The organism is Pseudonocardia asaccharolytica DSM 44247 = NBRC 16224 (assembly GCF_000423625.1).
GTDB classification, from domain to species: domain Bacteria; phylum Actinomycetota; class Actinomycetes; order Mycobacteriales; family Pseudonocardiaceae; genus Pseudonocardia; species Pseudonocardia asaccharolytica.
The window spans coordinates 1-15,059 of the sequence record NZ_AUII01000005.1 but is presented as its reverse complement, the minus strand read 5'-3'; the positions used below and the strand labels follow the sequence as shown (position 1 = coordinate 15,059).

At 71.6% G+C, this 15,059-nt stretch carries 17 protein-coding genes; 13 read left to right on the top strand and 4 right to left on the bottom strand.

Annotated elements, in window-relative coordinates; all coding sequences use genetic code 11:
* The first annotated feature begins 93 nt into the window (after positions 1-93).
* From G567_RS27350 to G567_RS0107375, 12 genes are all read left to right on the top strand, one after another.
* Positions 94-2,751, top strand: a complete 2,658-nt coding sequence (locus tag G567_RS27350; protein WP_051232514.1) for a putative bifunctional diguanylate cyclase/phosphodiesterase — start codon at positions 94-96, stop codon at positions 2,749-2,751.
* Between the two features lie 112 nt (positions 2,752-2,863).
* Positions 2,864-3,955: an ABC transporter ATP-binding protein gene (locus tag G567_RS0107420; protein ID WP_028929487.1), complete on the top strand. Its 1,092-nt coding sequence runs from the start codon at positions 2,864-2,866 to the stop codon at positions 3,953-3,955.
* Between the two features lie 13 nt (positions 3,956-3,968).
* Positions 3,969-4,625 carry an ABC transporter permease gene (locus G567_RS0107415; protein WP_028929486.1) on the top strand — a complete coding sequence of 219 codons (657 nt, stop codon included), beginning with the start codon at positions 3,969-3,971 and terminating at the stop codon, positions 4,623-4,625.
* Positions 4,622-5,341: an ABC transporter permease gene (locus tag G567_RS0107410; RefSeq protein WP_028929485.1), complete on the top strand. Its 720-nt coding sequence runs from the start codon at positions 4,622-4,624 to the stop codon at positions 5,339-5,341. Before G567_RS0107415 ends, G567_RS0107410 begins: the two co-directional genes overlap by 4 nt.
* 21 nt (positions 5,342-5,362) lie before the next feature.
* Positions 5,363-6,286: an ABC transporter substrate-binding protein gene (locus G567_RS0107405; protein WP_028929484.1), complete on the top strand. Its 924-nt coding sequence runs from the start codon at positions 5,363-5,365 to the stop codon at positions 6,284-6,286.
* A 247-nt stretch (positions 6,287-6,533) separates the two neighbouring features.
* Positions 6,534-6,920 carry a hypothetical protein gene (locus G567_RS34005; protein WP_147201210.1) on the top strand — a complete coding sequence of 129 codons (387 nt, stop codon included), beginning with the start codon at positions 6,534-6,536 and terminating at the stop codon, positions 6,918-6,920.
* A complete protein-coding gene (locus tag G567_RS0107400) occupies positions 6,917-7,372 on the top strand; it encodes a hypothetical protein (RefSeq protein WP_028929483.1) in 456 nt (151 codons plus the stop codon). The genes G567_RS34005 and G567_RS0107400 overlap by 4 nt, the downstream gene beginning before the upstream one ends.
* Positions 7,373-7,542: 170 nt before the next feature.
* A complete protein-coding gene (locus G567_RS0107395; protein ID WP_028929482.1) occupies positions 7,543-8,343 on the top strand; it encodes an MOSC domain-containing protein in 801 nt (266 codons plus the stop codon).
* A 103-nt stretch (positions 8,344-8,446) separates the two neighbouring features.
* Complete coding sequence (locus G567_RS27345; RefSeq protein ID WP_084795956.1) at positions 8,447-8,899, top strand: helix-turn-helix transcriptional regulator; 453 nt, start codon at positions 8,447-8,449, stop codon at positions 8,897-8,899.
* A complete protein-coding gene (locus G567_RS0107385; RefSeq protein ID WP_037056262.1) occupies positions 8,811-9,389 on the top strand; it encodes a phosphoheptose isomerase family protein in 579 nt (192 codons plus the stop codon). The genes G567_RS27345 and G567_RS0107385 overlap by 89 nt, the downstream gene beginning before the upstream one ends.
* The gene (locus tag G567_RS0107380; RefSeq protein ID WP_037056261.1) at positions 9,386-9,616 is read left to right on the top strand and encodes a HypC/HybG/HupF family hydrogenase formation chaperone; all 231 of its coding nucleotides are present in this window, start codon (positions 9,386-9,388) and stop codon (positions 9,614-9,616) included. Before G567_RS0107385 ends, G567_RS0107380 begins: the two co-directional genes overlap by 4 nt.
* Positions 9,613-10,257 carry a D-sedoheptulose-7-phosphate isomerase gene (locus tag G567_RS0107375; protein ID WP_028929479.1) on the top strand — a complete coding sequence of 215 codons (645 nt, stop codon included), beginning with the start codon at positions 9,613-9,615 and terminating at the stop codon, positions 10,255-10,257. The genes G567_RS0107380 and G567_RS0107375 overlap by 4 nt, the downstream gene beginning before the upstream one ends.
* A gap of 48 nt (positions 10,258-10,305) precedes the next feature.
* Here G567_RS0107375 and G567_RS0107370 read toward each other — a convergent pair whose 3' ends face one another.
* Genes G567_RS0107370 through G567_RS0107360 form a run of 3 tightly spaced genes read right to left on the bottom strand, consistent with a single transcriptional unit; the run spans position 10,306 to position 13,249 of the window.
* The gene (locus G567_RS0107370) at positions 10,306-11,229 is read right to left on the bottom strand and encodes an SDR family oxidoreductase (RefSeq protein ID WP_028929478.1); all 924 of its coding nucleotides are present in this window, start codon (positions 11,227-11,229) and stop codon (positions 10,306-10,308) included.
* 44 nt (positions 11,230-11,273) lie between these two features.
* The gene (locus tag G567_RS0107365) at positions 11,274-12,827 is read right to left on the bottom strand and encodes a multicopper oxidase domain-containing protein (protein ID WP_028929477.1); all 1,554 of its coding nucleotides are present in this window, start codon (positions 12,825-12,827) and stop codon (positions 11,274-11,276) included.
* Complete coding sequence (locus G567_RS0107360; protein WP_147201209.1) at positions 12,824-13,249, bottom strand: hypothetical protein; 426 nt, start codon at positions 13,247-13,249, stop codon at positions 12,824-12,826. The genes G567_RS0107365 and G567_RS0107360 overlap by 4 nt, the downstream gene beginning before the upstream one ends.
* Before the next feature lie 772 nt (positions 13,250-14,021).
* Here G567_RS0107360 and G567_RS32915 point away from each other — a divergent pair.
* Positions 14,022-14,363 carry a response regulator transcription factor gene (locus G567_RS32915; protein WP_028929475.1) on the top strand — a complete coding sequence of 114 codons (342 nt, stop codon included), beginning with the start codon at positions 14,022-14,024 and terminating at the stop codon, positions 14,361-14,363.
* Here G567_RS32915 and G567_RS37085 read toward each other — a convergent pair.
* Positions 14,272-14,886, bottom strand: coding sequence for a cupin domain-containing protein (locus G567_RS37085; RefSeq protein WP_161631677.1), 615 nt, complete (start codon positions 14,884-14,886; stop codon positions 14,272-14,274). The genes G567_RS32915 and G567_RS37085 overlap by 92 nt on opposite strands.
* Between the last annotated feature and the right edge of the window lie 173 nt (positions 14,887-15,059).

Below are 15,059 nucleotides of genomic sequence, written 5' to 3'. Positions count from 1 at the left end.
CTGCTGATAGCCCGACCAGGCGGATGGATCGGATCGAGTGAGCAAGTCCGTCGTTGTGCTGGATGGAACATCAGGACAGCGGTGGGGGATCCCATGGGCGAGCGCAGCGACCGAACGATTCGGCACGGCGAGTTCGAGCCTTCCCCCGGGGAGCTCGCGAGCAGCCTTCCCGTGGCGGCGGCCGAGCCCGCGACGCATGCCGACCTGCGGCAGGCCGTCAGCGGGGGGACGCGCCCCGAAGCGGTCCGGTTCGCGGGACAGCTCGCCAAGGCGATCTCCCGGCGGTCCCGGGCCGCCGACCCGCCTGTCGCCACCGCGGCGGAGACCGCCGAGCCGGCGGAGCCGGGCGGAGCCGCGACCCAGCCGCGTCCGTTGCGGCTGGTCGCCCCGCCCGCGGTCGGCAGCGGCGAGGTCGTTCCGCTCCCGGCGGCCCCCGCGCTGGTGTGCGACCACTCCGGGCGGGTGCTGCAGGCCAACCCCGCGTTCTGGCGGCTCGCGGGCCGGCGCACCGACGAGCCCGGGGACAGCCCGCTGGGTCTGCGCCTGCCCCAGCTCCTCGTCGGTCCGGACACCGACGCCCGACTGGTGCGGGCCGACGGCGCGCTGGTGCGCGTCCGGGTGATCCGCTGGGACCTGCCCGGTGAGCGCCAGGCGGTGCTGCCGGTCGAGCTGGACGAGCAGACCTCCCGCCGCTGGACGACCGAACTGGAACGGATGGCCAGGGCCGGCACCTGGAGCTACGACCTCGGTACCGCGACGCTCACCCGCAGCGAGACCCTGCAGGAGCTCTACCGCTCGGTGGGCATCGACCCCGACACCGGGTCGGGCGCGATCGAGGGCGAGCAGGTGGCACTGCTGTGCCAGGCGCTGCGGGCCGGCACCCGGGCGCCCGACCACCACGTCGAGCTGCCGTTGCCCGGCGAGCGGATGCTGAGCTGCCGCGCGCATATCGAACGGGCGCAGGACGGCAGCCCGGTCCGGTTGATCGGGACGGTCCGTGACCTGAGCGTCCAGCGGCTCGCCGAGGCCCGGGTCCGCACCTCCGGCCGGCGCTTCGCCGACCTGATGGGACTCGTCCCCGACGGGATCGGCCTCATCGACCCGTCCGGCCGGATCGTCGAGGCCAACGCCGCGCTGTGCGCGCTGCTCGACGTGCCGCTGGAGCGGCTGCGCGGCACCCTGGCCGGTGCGCTCGCGGCGGAGCCCGAACAGCTCGGCCCCGACGGCCTGCCGAACTGGCTGCGCCGGGTACCCCCGGGCGCCGAGCACGGCTACCGGATCCCGGCGGTGCCGCTGCTGCGCGGTGACGGCACCCGGGTGTGGTGTGCGGTCGGGGTGTCGATGACCTGGTTCGACGACGGCGGAACGCTCTGGCTGGTGGTCTGCACCGATATCGAGGAGCGCAGGCGCGCGGCCGAGCTGCTGCGCACCGCCGGGACCGTCGACGAGCTGACCCGGTTGCCGAACCGCGCGGCGGCGCTGGAGCTGGTCGACGGGCTGCTGGCCGGCCCGGCGCGCGACCAGGTGGCGCTCGTCTGCGGTGACCTCGACGACTTCGCGCGCGTCAACTCCTCGCTGGGGCACGAGGCGGGCGACGACCTGCTCGTGACGCTGGCCGGACGGCTGCAGCGGGAGCTGCCGTTCGGCTGCACCGCCGCACGCCTGTCCGGCGACGAGTTCGTCGTCATCTGCACCGACCACCGGGAGGTCGGCGGGCCCGACGCACTGGCCCGCACGGTGGCCGAGCTGTTGGGCACCACAGTGGCCGTGCGCGGCAGGCCGGTGCACCTCACCGCGTCGGTCGGGCTCGCGACGCCCCCTCCCGAGGGCGACGGGACTCCGGTCAGGGCCGCCGATCTGCTGCGCTTCGCCGAGGTCGCCATGCACGAGGCGAAGCGGCGTTCCCGCGGCGGCATCGGGATGGCCACCGACGGGGCCGTCCGCTCGGCGACCGGACAGCTGGAGCTGGAGGCGGAGCTGCGCGCGGCGATCGCGGACGACCGGCTGGTGCTGGAGTACCAGCCGGTCGTCGCCCCGGACGGGACCGTGCTGAGCGCGGAGGCGCTGGTGCGATGGCCGCATCCGGAGCGTGGCCTGATCTCCCCCGCCGACTTCCTGCCGGTCGCGCAGCGCGGCGGGCTGCTGCGCGAGCTCGACCTGTGGGTTCTGGGTACCGCGGCGCGGGCGGCCGCGAGCTGGCCGGTGCACCTGGGCCGTCCGATCGCGGTGGCCGTGAACCTGGCCGGTCTGCTGCCGGCCGACCAGGGCTTTCTCGAGCTCGTGACGGCGGCCGTCGAACAGGCCGGGCTCGCGTGGGACCGGCTGGTGTGCGAGCTGGTGGAGACGAGCCTGGTCGCGCTGCCGCCGCATGCGCTGGCCGCGATGGCCGCGCTGACCGAGCGGGGTGTGCGGTTCGCCGTCGACGACTTCGGCACCGGCTACTCCTCGCTGGCCCGGCTCAAGAAGCTGCCCGCGCAGACGGTGAAGGTGGACCGGGCGTTCGTCGCGGGCGTCGACAGCGACCCGGCCGACTTCGCCGTCGCCCGCGCGGTCGTCGACATGGCGCGGTCGATGGGGCGCTCCACGGTGGCCGAGGGCGTCGAGACGGCCGAGCAGTTCCACGTCCTGCGCGGAATCGGGGTGGACGCCTACCAGGGGTGGTTGTTCTCCCGGCCGCTGCGTGCCGAGGCGATACGTGCGCTGTTGACCGGCGACCGCCTCCCGACCCCCGCGGTGGCGATCAACGGATAGTGCTCATGGTCGCGGTCCGGTCACAGCGCTCGCAGGCGTCGCACGATCGGGCTAGCCTCGGGCGAACGGGACGGTCGGCAAGCGATCGTCCGCGATCACGGAGGTCACCCGGATGATTGAGTTCCGGGCGGTGACCAAGCGGTTTCCCGACGGTACGACAGCGGTGGACCGGCTGGATCTCGTGGCCGGCGCGGGCCGGATCACGGTGTTCGTCGGCCCGTCGGGCTGCGGCAAGACGACGTCGCTGCGGATGGTCAACCGGATGATCGAACCGACGTCGGGGTCGATCCTGGTCGACGGCACGGACATCGCCTCGCGCGATCCGGCGCAGCTGCGCCGCGGAATCGGCTACGTGATCCAGCAGTCGGGGCTGTTTCCGCACCGCACGATCGTGGACAACGTGGCGACGGTGCCGATGCTGCTCGGCTGGAACAAGCGGCGGGCCCGCGCGCGGGCCGTCGAGCTGATGGAGCTGGTGGGGCTGACCCCGGAGCTGGCCAAGCGCTATCCGGCTCAGCTGTCCGGGGGCCAGCAGCAGCGCGTCGGGGTGGCCAGGGCGCTTGCCGCCGACCCGCCCGTGCTGCTCATGGACGAACCGTTCAGCGCGGTCGACCCCGTGGTGCGGACGAGCCTGCAGGACGAGCTGCTGCGGCTGCAGTCGGAGCTGGGCAAGACGGTCGTGTTCGTCACCCACGACATCGACGAGGCCGTCAAGCTCGGGGACAAGGTCGCGGTGTTCCGCACCGGCGGGGTGCTCGCCCAGTACGACGAGCCGGGGGTGCTGCTCTCCCGGCCCGCCGACGGCTTCGTCGACTCCTTCGTCGGCCGCGACCGCGGCTACCGCGGGCTGAGCTTCGTCTCCTCCGACGGGCTGCCCATCGGTGAGGTGGTCACGGTCAGGGTCGGGCAGCCGGGGCCCGCGGAGGTGTGGACGCTGGTCGTGGACGAGGAGCGTCGTCCGCTCGGTTGGTTCGACGGCCGCTCCGCGGGCGGCGGCCCGGTGGACGCGGACGATCTGGTGCCCGGTGGCTCGCTGTACGACACCGGTTCCGGGTCGCTGCGCGCCGCGCTCGACGCCGCGCTCTCGTCGCCGTCGGGCCGGGGCGTCGCCGTCGACGACGAGGGCCGGGTGCTCGGCTCCATCGGCGCCGACGACGTGCTGCGGGCACTCGCCGACGCGCGCCGGGCCGGGGCGGCGGTGTGAACCGGGCGTCGACGTGAACTGGGTGTTGGCCAACCTGGAGTTGATCCGGGAGCTGACCGTTCAGCATCTCGGCTTCTCGCTGCCCCCGCTGCTGATCGGACTGCTCATCGCGCTCCCGCTCGGCTGGCTGGCCAACCGGACCCGCACCGGCCGGACAGTGCTGATCAACCTTGCCGGGCTGCTGTTCACGATCCCGTCGCTGGCGTTGTTCGTGCTGCTGCCGATCGTGCTCGGCACCCAGATCCTCAACCCGGTCAACGTGATCGTCGCGCTGACCATCTATACGGTGGCGCTGCTCGTGCGCACCGTCGCCGACGCGCTCGCCGCCGTCCCGCAGGTGGTGGTGAACGCGGCCACGGCGATGGGTTTCTCGCCGCTGCGCCGGTTCCTCGCCGTCGAGCTGCCGATGGCGGTGCCGGTCATCGTGGCCGGGCTGCGGGTCGCCGCCGTGTCGGCGATCAGCCTGGTGACCGTCGGGTCCGTGATCGGGTTCGGCGGGCTGGGCCGCATGTTCACCGACGGCTTCCAGCGCGACATCCCCCAGGAGATCACCGTGGGCATCGTGCTGGTGCTCGCGCTGGCCCTCGCCGTCGACGGGCTGCTGCTGGTGTTCGGCCGGGTGCTGACCCCGTGGGCCCGCCTGCGGGAGACCGCGGGGAGCACGGCATGAACTACTTCGGCTGGTTGTTCGATCCCGCGCACTGGTCGGGTCCGCAGGGCATCGCGGCGCGACTGGTCGAGCACCTCGGCTACACGGCGCTGACGCTGCTCATCGCGATCGCCGTTGCCATCCCGCTTGGCGCCTGGATCGGGCACAGCGGCAGGGGCGGCTTCCTCGTGGTGGGCTCGGCCAACGGGCTGCGCGCGCTGCCGACGCTCGGGTTGCTCGTGCTGCTGGCCGGGTTCATCGGGATCGGCCTGCTCGGGCCGCTGGTCGCGTTGGTCATCCTGGCGATCCCGCCGGTACTGGCCGGCACCTATGCCGGGGTGCGCAATGTCGACCCCGCCGTCGTCGACGCTGCGGTGGGGATGGGGATGCGCGGCCGGGCGGTGCTGCTGCGCGTCGAGCTGCCCAACGCGCTGCCGTTGATCATCGGTGGGATCCGCAGCGCGGTCCTGCAGGTGATCTCGACCGCGACGATCGCCGCGTACGTCGCCCTCGGCGGCCTCGGCCGGTTCATCATCGACGGGCTGGCCGTCCGGGACTACCCGCAGATGATCGCCGGCTCGATCCTCGTCGCGCTGCTGGCGATCGTCGCCGACCTGGTGCTGGCCGGGCTGCAGAAGCTGCTCGTCTCCCCGGGGCTGCGCGCGGTGCCCGGGCGCCGCGGGCCGCGCGCCGTCCCCGCCCCGAAGACCGCCGACCCCGCTGCGCGGGCGGCCTGATCCCGACACGGAGGAGACCCGATGAGACGCTCCATGATCTTCCGCGGCCTGGCGCTGCTGGCCGCGGGCGCGCTGGCGCTCACTGCGTGCGGAGGCGGCGGTAACCCCCTCGAGGGCGGCGCGGGCACGACGCCGTCCGCCGAGAAGATCATTGTCGGCTCGGCGAACTTCACCGAGAGCCAGATCCTCGCCGAGATCTACGCCCAGGCGTTGCAGGCCAAGGGCGTACAGGTCGAGATGAGGCCGAGCATCGGCAGCCGGGAGACCTACTTCCCCGGGCTGCAGGACGGGTCGATCGACCTGATCCCCGAGTACACCGGGGTGCTGCTGCAGTACCTGCACAAGGAGGCGTCCGAGACCCAGCCGGACGAGGTGTACACGGCGCTGCAGGCCGCGCTGCCGCAGAACCTCATCGTGCTGGACAAGTCGAGCGCCGAGGACAAGGACGCCGTCGTCGTCACCCGCGACACCGCGACCCGGCTGAACGCGACCTCGATCGCCGACCTCGCGCCGCACTGCGGCGAGCTGGTCTTCGGTGGCCCGCCGGAGTTCCAGAACCGGCCCGACGGCATCCCGGGTCTCGTCAAGACCTACGACTGCACCTTCAAGGAGTACCGCTCGCTCGACGCCGGTGGCCCGCTGACCGTCGCCGCGCTGCGCAATGGTGACGTGCAGGCCGCGGACCTCTTCACCACCGATGCGTCGATCCCGGCCAACGACTTCGTGGTGCTCGACGATCCGAAGAACAACTTCGCCGCGCAGAATGTCGTCCCGCTGATCAACAAGGCCAAGGCGAGCGACACCGTCAAGCAGGTGCTCAACGCCATCTCGGCCAAGCTCACCACCGAGGAACTGAGCAAGCTCAACGCCGAGGCGGCCTCGGACGCCAAGCCGAGCCCCGCGACCGTCGCGAAGAACTGGCTCACCGCCAACGGGCTGGCATAGCTTCTGCCCGGACGCTCCGTCGGATTCGAACGCCGAGAGCCGGACTTCACCGTTTCGGGTAGGTGCTGCGATCTTGCCCAATGATGATCTTGGCGATACGTTCCCGGCTCGGGTGTCGGATCGGCTCGACGGGGCACGGAACAAATTTGATCAAGGTTCGTGGGTACACCCTGCTCCTGGCCTGTGTCGTAGCGGTCCTCCTACCGCAGGTCGCCACCGGCGCCCAGGCCTCGACTCCATGGGGTGCATGCGGGAACAGCACCCCGGAGTCGAAGGAGGTCACGCGCTACTATGCGTCGCCGCGAATCAGCTACTACCTCCGCTGCGAAATGCCAAATACGGGTATCGACATATCGTCGCGAACCATCGAGCTGATTTCGAGAACATGGCGGCGGGAACATATCAGAACTGGCGCGATGTCGCGGACCTGGCCATGGATGCCATCTCGCGTGACCCGGACAAGGAGGTTCCGGCTGGTGGAGGCAAGGCCTGCCTTTCTCGTGTCATCTTCCTACGCAACTTGCGGACCAATCAGGTCGTCCGGCAGCGGATTGTCAGGATGATCGGGGCAGTCGATCAAAACAACATCATCACTGCATTTCCCACGATCGGCAGTGTCAGTAGGCGGGTATGAGCGAGGTTCAAATGATCGACGTCGACATGTCCGATCCTCAGTTCCTTAGGTCGGAGCTGCTGCGATTCCTGGAAAGGGACGGGTTCACCTTCACCCCCATCGGATCGACCGAGAGCCTGGAGGTCGGCTCGGACATCGAGGGTCACTTCAGAGATACACCCGTGTTCGGCCTTCCCGCGGATCTGCTGCGCGAGTATCTGGAATCACAGGGCCGCCGGTACTATGCGCACTATCCAAATCCAGTGGCGGAAGCCCTCTCGATGACGCAGATCCACGCGATGGGGGCGTTGGGCAGCATTTCCGGGGACTGCGGAAATCTGGTGCATCGGCTGGGTTTTCGGCGGACCGATGACGGGGACGTCGAGTTCTTCGTGGAGAAGGGCCCCGAGCCACCGCCCCCGGACTACGGGGAGGGCGAGTTCGGATGGTTCGCCGATCCGCCCACCGGCTGATTCACCGCCTGCGGCACGGTCATCGCACCGGCCACCACACGGATCGGTCCGGCCGCTGGTCTCGCGCCACCGGCGTCACGGTCGGTAGGTTCCGCGGGGGTCTGTTCGTTCGGGTGAACCCGGTCGGCGGTGTCCGGCCGCCGGCCCGCGATGGTGCGTGAGGAGTACGGATGAAGGTCACAGCGCTGCGCCGCTATCCGGTCAAGTCGATGCTCGGCGAGGACGTCTCGTCGCTCACGGTCGACGAGCGCGGGGCCGAGGGCGACCGCAGGCTCGCCCTGCTCGACATCGAGACGGGGCGGGTCGCCACCGCCAAGCACCCACGGCGGTGGCGGGGGCTGCTGTCGTACTCGGCGCGTCGCGGGCCCGACGGGGTCACCATCACGCTGCCCGACGGGCGTCAGGTGACCGCCGACGACCCCGGTATCGACGAGTTGCTCTCCGACCTGCTCGGCCGCAAGGTGCACCTGGCCGGGGAGCGGCCGGCCGGGGCGGAGGTCGAGCGGCCCGCGCCGGAGGACGTGCTGGAGCACGGCGTCGACGCCGAGGTCGACTACCAACTCCTGGAGATCTCGCAGGGCGCCCCGGGCGCCACCTTCGTCGACTACGCACCGCTGCATCTGGTCACCACGGGCACCGTGGACGCCATCGGCGTCGAGACCCTGCGGTACCGGCCCAATCTGGTGGTCAGCACGCCGCCGGACTTCGCCGCCTACGCCGAGACCGACTGGGTAGGGCGGGAGATCCGGATCGGCGAGGTTCGGGCCCGGGGCATCCTGCCGACCCCGCGGTGCTCGGTGCCCACGCTCGAACACGGCGAGCTGGGACGCGCCCCGCAGGCGCTTCGGGCGCCCATCGCGCAGAACAAGGTGGACGTGCCCGGATTCGGAATGCTGCCCTGCGTCGGGGCGTATCTCGAGGTCCTGGAGCCCGGGACGATCCGGACCGGGGACCCGGTCCGGATCGGTTGACCGATGGCCTGACGGCAAGCGCCAGCTACCTTGTGATTCCCGTCACCTGGTGGAAGCATCGGGTGGGCGAGACGTCCACCAGCGCTGACCCCGGGGGCTCTCGATGGCCGAACTCGAGCCGAGGAACTTCCTCCAGCCGTGTCTGCTGCTGCTCTTGCGGGAACGTCCCGACCACGGCTACGAGCTGGCGGCGCGGTTGCGGCCGATGCACGACGGTGACGGCGATGCGGGCGGCGTCTATCGGGCGCTGCGCGGCCTCGAGCGGCAGGGGTTGGTCCGCTCGGAGTGGCAGACGTCCGAGGTCGGACCGGCCCGGCGGACCTACCATCTGACCGCCGACGGCGTGGCGTGTCTCGACGCGCAGGCGCAGGGACTCGAGCGCATCCACCAGGTCCTGCACGTCTTCCTGGACCGGTACGCCCGGGTGGTGGCCGCCGACCGGCGGTTCGGACTCGAGGGGGTGGGCGATGAGCCCTGCCACGACCGCGGTGACGGCCGAGACCGTGACGGCGGCGTTCGCCCGGCGTACCGCGCCGGTCGCCGCGCTGGGCGCTGACGCCGACGCACTGGCCGCCGCCTGCCACGCGATGGCGCGGCGGTTCCACCGCGGCGGGCGGCTGCTCGCGATGGGGACCGGCGCCGCGGCGGCCGACGCTGCGCACGTCGTCGTCGAGTTCGTGCACCCGGTGATCATGGGCAAGCGGGCGCTGTCGGCGTTCGGGCTGCCCGACGGCGGGTCCGCGGCCACCGTGGCGCTGTTCGGTGGAGCGGAGGACATCGCGCTCGCCTTCTCCCCGGACGGGGCCTCGCCGCGGCTGGCCGACGCCCTCGCCGAGGCGGCGCGCCGGGGGATGTTGACCGTCGCGCTGCTCGGTGGCGGTGCCGACGGGAGCGGCGGGACGATGGCCAGGGCGCCGGGGCTCGACCACGCGATCGTCGTGCCCTCGACCGACACCCGCGTGGTGCGCGAGGCCCACGTGACCGCCTACCACGTGCTGTGGGAGCTCGTGCACGTCTTCCTCGACGCCCCGGAGGTGCTGACATGATCCCCTCCCGCGAGCCCTGCGCGGGGCCGACCTGCCTCACCTGCTCGGACGCCGCCGTCGAGGTGACGGTGACCCGGCTGCTCGAGGCCGGCATGGCGCTGGTCGACACGGGTGCCGGGCCTGCGGAGGAGGTCAGCGTCGCGCTGGTGGACGCGCGCGTCGGCGATGTCGTGCTCGTGCACGCCGGGGAGGCGATCGCGGTGTCGCGGCGAGGTGCGGACCGATGACCACCGAATCGCTGTATCCCTTCCTGCACGCCGGATCCGCCGACCGCGCCGAACTGCTCGCCGACGTGGCGCGGTCGACCCGGGAGAAGGTCGCGGAGATCGAGCGGCTGCGCGCCGAGGTGCTCGCGGCCGAGGCCGAGGCGCTCGCCGGGTGCGCGACCGCGATGGCCGAGCGGTTCGCCCGCGGCGGCAGGCTGTACGCCTTCGGCAACGGCGGCTCGAGCACGGACGCACTGGCCGTCGCGTCGCTGTGCCTCGATCCGGGCTCCGGTCGGCGGCCTCTTCCGGCGGTGGCCCTGCCTGGTGACGTCGCGACCCTCACCGCGCTGGCCAACGACGTCGGGTTCGACGTCGTGTTCGCCCGCCCACTGGCCGCCGCGGGGCGGCCGGAGGACATCGCGTTCGGGTTGTCGACCAGCGGAGGGTCGGCGAACGTGCTGCGGGGTCTGGCGGCGGCGCACGAGCGCGGGATGCTGACCGTCGGGCTGGCCGGTTACTCCGGCGGGGAGATGGCCGAGGCCGCTGAGCGGGGCGAGCTGGACCACCTGTTCGTCATGCCCTCGGCGTCGGTGCACCGCATCCAGGAGGCGCAGACGACCGTCTACCAGGTGCTCTGGGAACTCGTCCAGTCTCGCCTGTGAGTGCGTAACAGTGTTCTAACGCTGTTACGCACTCACAGGGCCTCGTGATCAGCGATAACCCGCCGCGTCGGCGGGCCTACCGGGGTCCTGCACCTCGACGAGGTAGCGCCACGCGTCGGGGGCGGAGCCGTCGAGATCGGTGAAGCCGTAGATCTGCGCGAGCGCTCCGCTTGAGGTCGACTCTCCGTTCCATCGAGCCCGCTCGGGGTCGGCCGCGAGCGCCACCACCGCGCGACCGACGAAATGCGGGGTCTCGGAGATGACGAAATGCGGCTGCGCCGCGCACGCGTCCCGCCAGGTTTCCTCGGTGACGCCGAACTGATCGAGCATGAGCTCCGAGCGCAGCCAGCCGGGGGTCAGCGCCACCGCGGTCGCGCCGTGGTCGGCCAGCTCGTGGGCCCAGCTGCGGGCCAACCGGATCGGCGCGATCTTGGCGAGGTCGTAGTAGACGTTGAGCCGGTAGTTCTCGGCGTTGTAGGCGGCGGTGCCGTCGGTGATCTCGACGACGAGCCCGCCGGGACGACGGATGAGCAGCGGGAACGCGAACCGGCTCGTGATCAGATGGGTGTCGATCGCCAGCCGCAGCAGATGCAGCCCGTCGTCGAGCGAGTGTTCCCAGACGGGCTTGTTCCAGTCCGCTAGGAAGTCGCCCCCGAAGATGTCGTTGACCACGATATCGAGCCGGCCCTGCTCCGCGTCGATCTGCGCGACGAGCGCCTCGACCTGCTCGGGCACGAGGTGATCGACCGGGACCGCGATGCCGGTGCCGCCGGCCGAGGTGACCAGCTCGGCGGTCTCCTCGATGGTCTCGGGCCGGTTGTACTCGGAGCGCCGTTCCCGGGTGGATCGTCCGGTGGCATACACGGTCGCGCCCGCCGCGCCGAGCTGCGCCGCGATGCCTCGCCCTGCCCCGCGGGTCGCGCCCGCGACCAGGGCGACCTTTCCGGCAAGCGGCTGCTCCTGTGTACTCATGACCGCGATCGTGCCCAAGTCGTCCGGTGAGTGCATAACAGCGATCAGATGGTTCGGATCGTCGCCATCATCGCCATGTCCTCATGCTCGAGGTTGTGGCAGTGCATGACGAACTTGCCCTGGTAGTCGGTGAACCGCACGGCGACGTCGACGATCTCTCCTGGACGGATGTCGACGGTGTCCTTCCAGCCGGCGTCGAACCGGCCCGGCCCGCGCCCGTTGCGGAGCAGCACCTGGAACTGATCGAGGTGCACGTGCACCGGATGGTGGACGTCGGTGCGAAACCGCCACACCTCGGTCTGCCCGAGCGGGACGTCGGCGAGCGAGTCATTCGGATCGAAGCTGCGGCCGTTGATCGTCCAGCCGCGGTGGTCGCCCACCGCTCCGCGGGTGAACACGAACTCGCGGCGCACCGGCCCGGGCCCGAGCGGTTCGACGTCGGCGAGCCGCTCGGGCACCCGGCTGTCGTCCGCGGCGGCGCGGACGACACGGAACCGCAGCACGTCGCGGGTCGATCCCGTACCGAGTTTGTTGATCATGGTGACCTCGGTGCCCACCGGCACCGCGTCGAAGTCGACCACGACGTCGAAGCGCTCGGCCGGGGCGACGTCGATCTGCTGGTGCACCACCGGCGCCGCAAGCAGCCCGCCGTCAGACCCGATCTGGGTCATCGGCAGGTTCGGCCCACCCGGCACCTGCAGCACCAGGGAGAAGCGGCGGGCGTTGGCGCCGTTGAGGATGCGCAGCCGGTAGCGTGCCGCGTCGACCTCGTGCACCGGCCACGGCGCGCCGTTCACCAGCACGACGTCCCCGAGGACGCCCTCCATCCAGTCGTCTTCGACGCCCGGCAGCGTGCGCAGCGAGCGATCCAGCGCGGGGTAGCGGAACGAGCCGTCGGCGTTGAACGTGCGATCGCAGATCAGCAGCGGCAGCTCGCGGTCGCCGCGGGGCAGCGGCAGCCCGTCCTCGACGTCGTCCCGGACAAGGTGCATCCCGGCCAGTCCGCGGTAGACGGCGGGACCGGTGAAGTCCATCCGGTGGTCGTGGTACCAGAGCGTCGCGGCGCGTTGGGTCATCGGGTAGCGGTACTCGCGCGTTCCGGCGGCCATGTCCCCGACCATCCCGTTGTGGGCGTGGGCCCACTTCGACGTGTCCCCGACCGGCAGCACCAGGTCGAGCGGCCAGCCGTCGGACTCGGCGGGGGTGTGCCCGCCGTGCAGGTGCACGACCGTCGGGACCGGCAGCTCGTTACGATGCCGGACGACGACGGGCCGTCCCCTACGGGTCTCCAGGGTCGGGCCGGGGAAGATCCCGTCGTAGCCCCAGACCGTCGTGCGCAGCCCGGGCAGGATCTCGACCGCGGCGCTGCGCTGGGTGATCTCGTAGAGATCGGCGCCACCGGTGGTCCCGGCCGGCCGGGCGACGGGTGGCGCCGGCAGCGGCACCCGGTATGGCTCGGGCAGCGGAACGGCGCTGGTCAGCGGGTCGCCGGTCTGCCCGGCGGGAGTGTCAAGGCCGAGCGCGCCGCATCCGGACAGCCCCGCGACCGCGGCCGCGCCGCCCAGCAGGCCGAGGAAGCGCCGTCGTGAGAGGGTCATCGCGGCCTCCGGGCCGACGGCGACCACACCCAGATCGCCAGCAGCACCACCGTCGTCACGACCGCCGCTCCGAGCGGAATGTGCACCTGCAACGTCCGCGCGTAGCCCATCCCCACCTGGAGCCCCTCGGCCAGGAACAGCACCACCGCCGCCGGCAGCACCCACAGCCGCCCCCGCCCGCCGAGCACGTAGGCCAGCGCCCCGCCGATGACGAGCAAGCCCAGCAGGGGAAGGAGGCCGCCGATCAGCCCGTGACCGGTGATCGCGTCGACGTCGCCGGTCAGGAACAGCCCGGCCAGGACCGGCAGGGCGAGCACGGCGAACAGTTGCACGGTCAGCAGGGCCCGTAAGGCCCAGAGGCTGGCGCGCAGCCGTCGGGCGGGCACCGCCGGAGCGGGCGGCGCTGGGGCAACGGTGTCCACGTCCGTGGACGCTATGAGCCGTGACCGGCAGATATATCAGGGATGACCCTGGCCGGACCCTGTGAGTCGGCTGAGCGCACCCTTGTGAGGGCAGCGTCGTGGTCGTAGATCCACGCCACCGCCTGGAAGGCGAAGTCGGTCGAGTTGGTGACCCTCTGCCGATGCGGCGGTCTGGCTGACCACCGGCCCGGTGACCGGGTTGCCCACGATGCCCTCCCGGGTCGAGGACATCGCGTTCAGCGATCCGGGCCTGTGCGCGGACCACTGGCGCCACGAGTTCCTCGTCGAGGACGTCGACCTGTTCCGCGACCTCACCCGCGCGCCGACCTGCGGGCGACACTCGGCGATCCACGACGCAGTCCCCGGTATCGTGCCATCCTGCGACCGCACGGGTTCGCCGATGAGTTGCGGACGGTGTTGCGCGTCAATCGGGCCCCGGGGGGTGCGGTCACCCTGCTCCGGTGCGACGGGGGGACGCCCTTCACCCGGCGCGAGATCGACCTGATGGCCGGCCTGTCGGCGCCGCTCGGGGAGGTCCTGCGGCATCGAGCCCGACCGACGGCCGGGACCGGGCCGAGCGGTCCCCCGCCGTACCCGGAGTGCTGTTGTTCACCGGATCACGGGAGCTGGTGGCGATCGACGAGCAGGCCAGGAGCTGGCTGGACGAGCTTCCGGCCGGCGACAGGGTTCCCACCGGGCTCGGTGTCGAGCTGCCGACGTGGATGGCCGTGGTCGCCGCCCGAGCCGGGGCGGACCGCGCGGCCGATGGCTGGTGTGCCACGCCTCGCGGCTGCACCCCGGTGAGGGCGCGTCCGGTCACATCGTGCTGGTCGTCGAGGCCGCCACCCCCGCGGACATCGCGCCGATCCTCCCCGCGGCCTGGGACCTGACCGAGCGCGAACAGCAGATCACCTACTTGATCGCGCGCGGCGCCGGCACGAACGAGATCGCCGGGAAGCTCTTCCTCCCCCCGTTCACCGTGCGCGATCACATCAAGACGATCTTCGGGAAGGTCGGCGTCGCTAGCCGCGGCCAGCTCGTCGCCAGGCTGTACACCGAGTTCTACGAACCGCTCCATCTGCTGAGCAATGGGGTTGCGCGCTCCCCCACCTGATCGAGCCTGCGTGCGCCTGGGCGGCCGGGCAGGGTGGGAGCACCGACGTCGCGGGATCAAAGCGGCGGGCCGACGAACTCGGCGCCATACTTGCGGGCGATGGCTTGCGCCTGGTCGCTGCTGAAGTCCGGGACACCGACTGCGCCGCGGCCAGCGCGACGAACTCGTCGAACGCTCGCTTCTCGCCGCCGGGCACGAACACGACGATCGCTTTTCCCGCCCCGGGACCCGCGATCTTGGTGGCGTGGATGGTCCGACGGGGGACGAAGACGAACGATCCCGCGGTGGCCCGGGTCAACTGCTCACCGACGAGGAACTGGAACTCGCCGTCGAGCACGTAGAACAGCTCGTCGCTGCGGTGGTGGATGTGTCGAGGCGGGCCGAAGTCCGCCGGGTGGTTCCTTCCAGGACACCGATGGCGCCGCCGGTGTCCTCGCCGCTCGCCTTGACCGTCAGACCCTCCGGGCCTGGAATCACCCGGCCCTCGCCGGGCCCGATTGTTGGGGTACGCGGACAGCAACACGGCCGTGCCTGCCAACCCCAGCGCGCCCGTCAATCCCAGAAAGCGCCGTCGAGATGCGGGGCCGCCACCGCGGCCAATCCCTCATGTAAGGGACCTTCGGTGTTGATCGCGCCGGTGGTCTCGGGTGGCATGAGCGGCCCGGCTGGTCCGGTGGGTGGCGTCGAGCTCGCCCT

Coding starts and splice junctions, on each gene's coding strand:
- G567_RS27350 (WP_051232514.1), top strand. CDS start 94: ATGGGCGAGCGCAGCGACCGAACGATTCGGCACGGCGAGTTCGAGCCT.
- G567_RS0107420 (WP_028929487.1), top strand. CDS start 2,864: ATGATTGAGTTCCGGGCGGTGACCAAGCGGTTTCCCGACGGTACGACA.
- G567_RS0107410 (WP_028929485.1), top strand. CDS start 4,622: ATGAACTACTTCGGCTGGTTGTTCGATCCCGCGCACTGGTCGGGTCCG.
- G567_RS0107405 (WP_028929484.1), top strand. CDS start 5,363: ATGAGACGCTCCATGATCTTCCGCGGCCTGGCGCTGCTGGCCGCGGGC.
- G567_RS34005 (WP_147201210.1), top strand. CDS start 6,534: ATGCGGGAACAGCACCCCGGAGTCGAAGGAGGTCACGCGCTACTATGC.
- G567_RS0107400 (WP_028929483.1), top strand. CDS start 6,917: ATGAGCGAGGTTCAAATGATCGACGTCGACATGTCCGATCCTCAGTTC.
- G567_RS0107395 (WP_028929482.1), top strand. CDS start 7,543: ATGAAGGTCACAGCGCTGCGCCGCTATCCGGTCAAGTCGATGCTCGGC.
- G567_RS27345 (WP_084795956.1), top strand. CDS start 8,447: ATGGCCGAACTCGAGCCGAGGAACTTCCTCCAGCCGTGTCTGCTGCTG.
- G567_RS0107385 (WP_037056262.1), top strand. CDS start 8,811: ATGAGCCCTGCCACGACCGCGGTGACGGCCGAGACCGTGACGGCGGCG.
- G567_RS0107380 (WP_037056261.1), top strand. CDS start 9,386: ATGATCCCCTCCCGCGAGCCCTGCGCGGGGCCGACCTGCCTCACCTGC.
- G567_RS0107375 (WP_028929479.1), top strand. CDS start 9,613: ATGACCACCGAATCGCTGTATCCCTTCCTGCACGCCGGATCCGCCGAC.
- G567_RS0107370 (WP_028929478.1), bottom strand. CDS start 11,229: ATGAGTACACAGGAGCAGCCGCTTGCCGGAAAGGTCGCCCTGGTCGCG.
- G567_RS0107365 (WP_028929477.1), bottom strand. CDS start 12,827: ATGACCCTCTCACGACGGCGCTTCCTCGGCCTGCTGGGCGGCGCGGCC.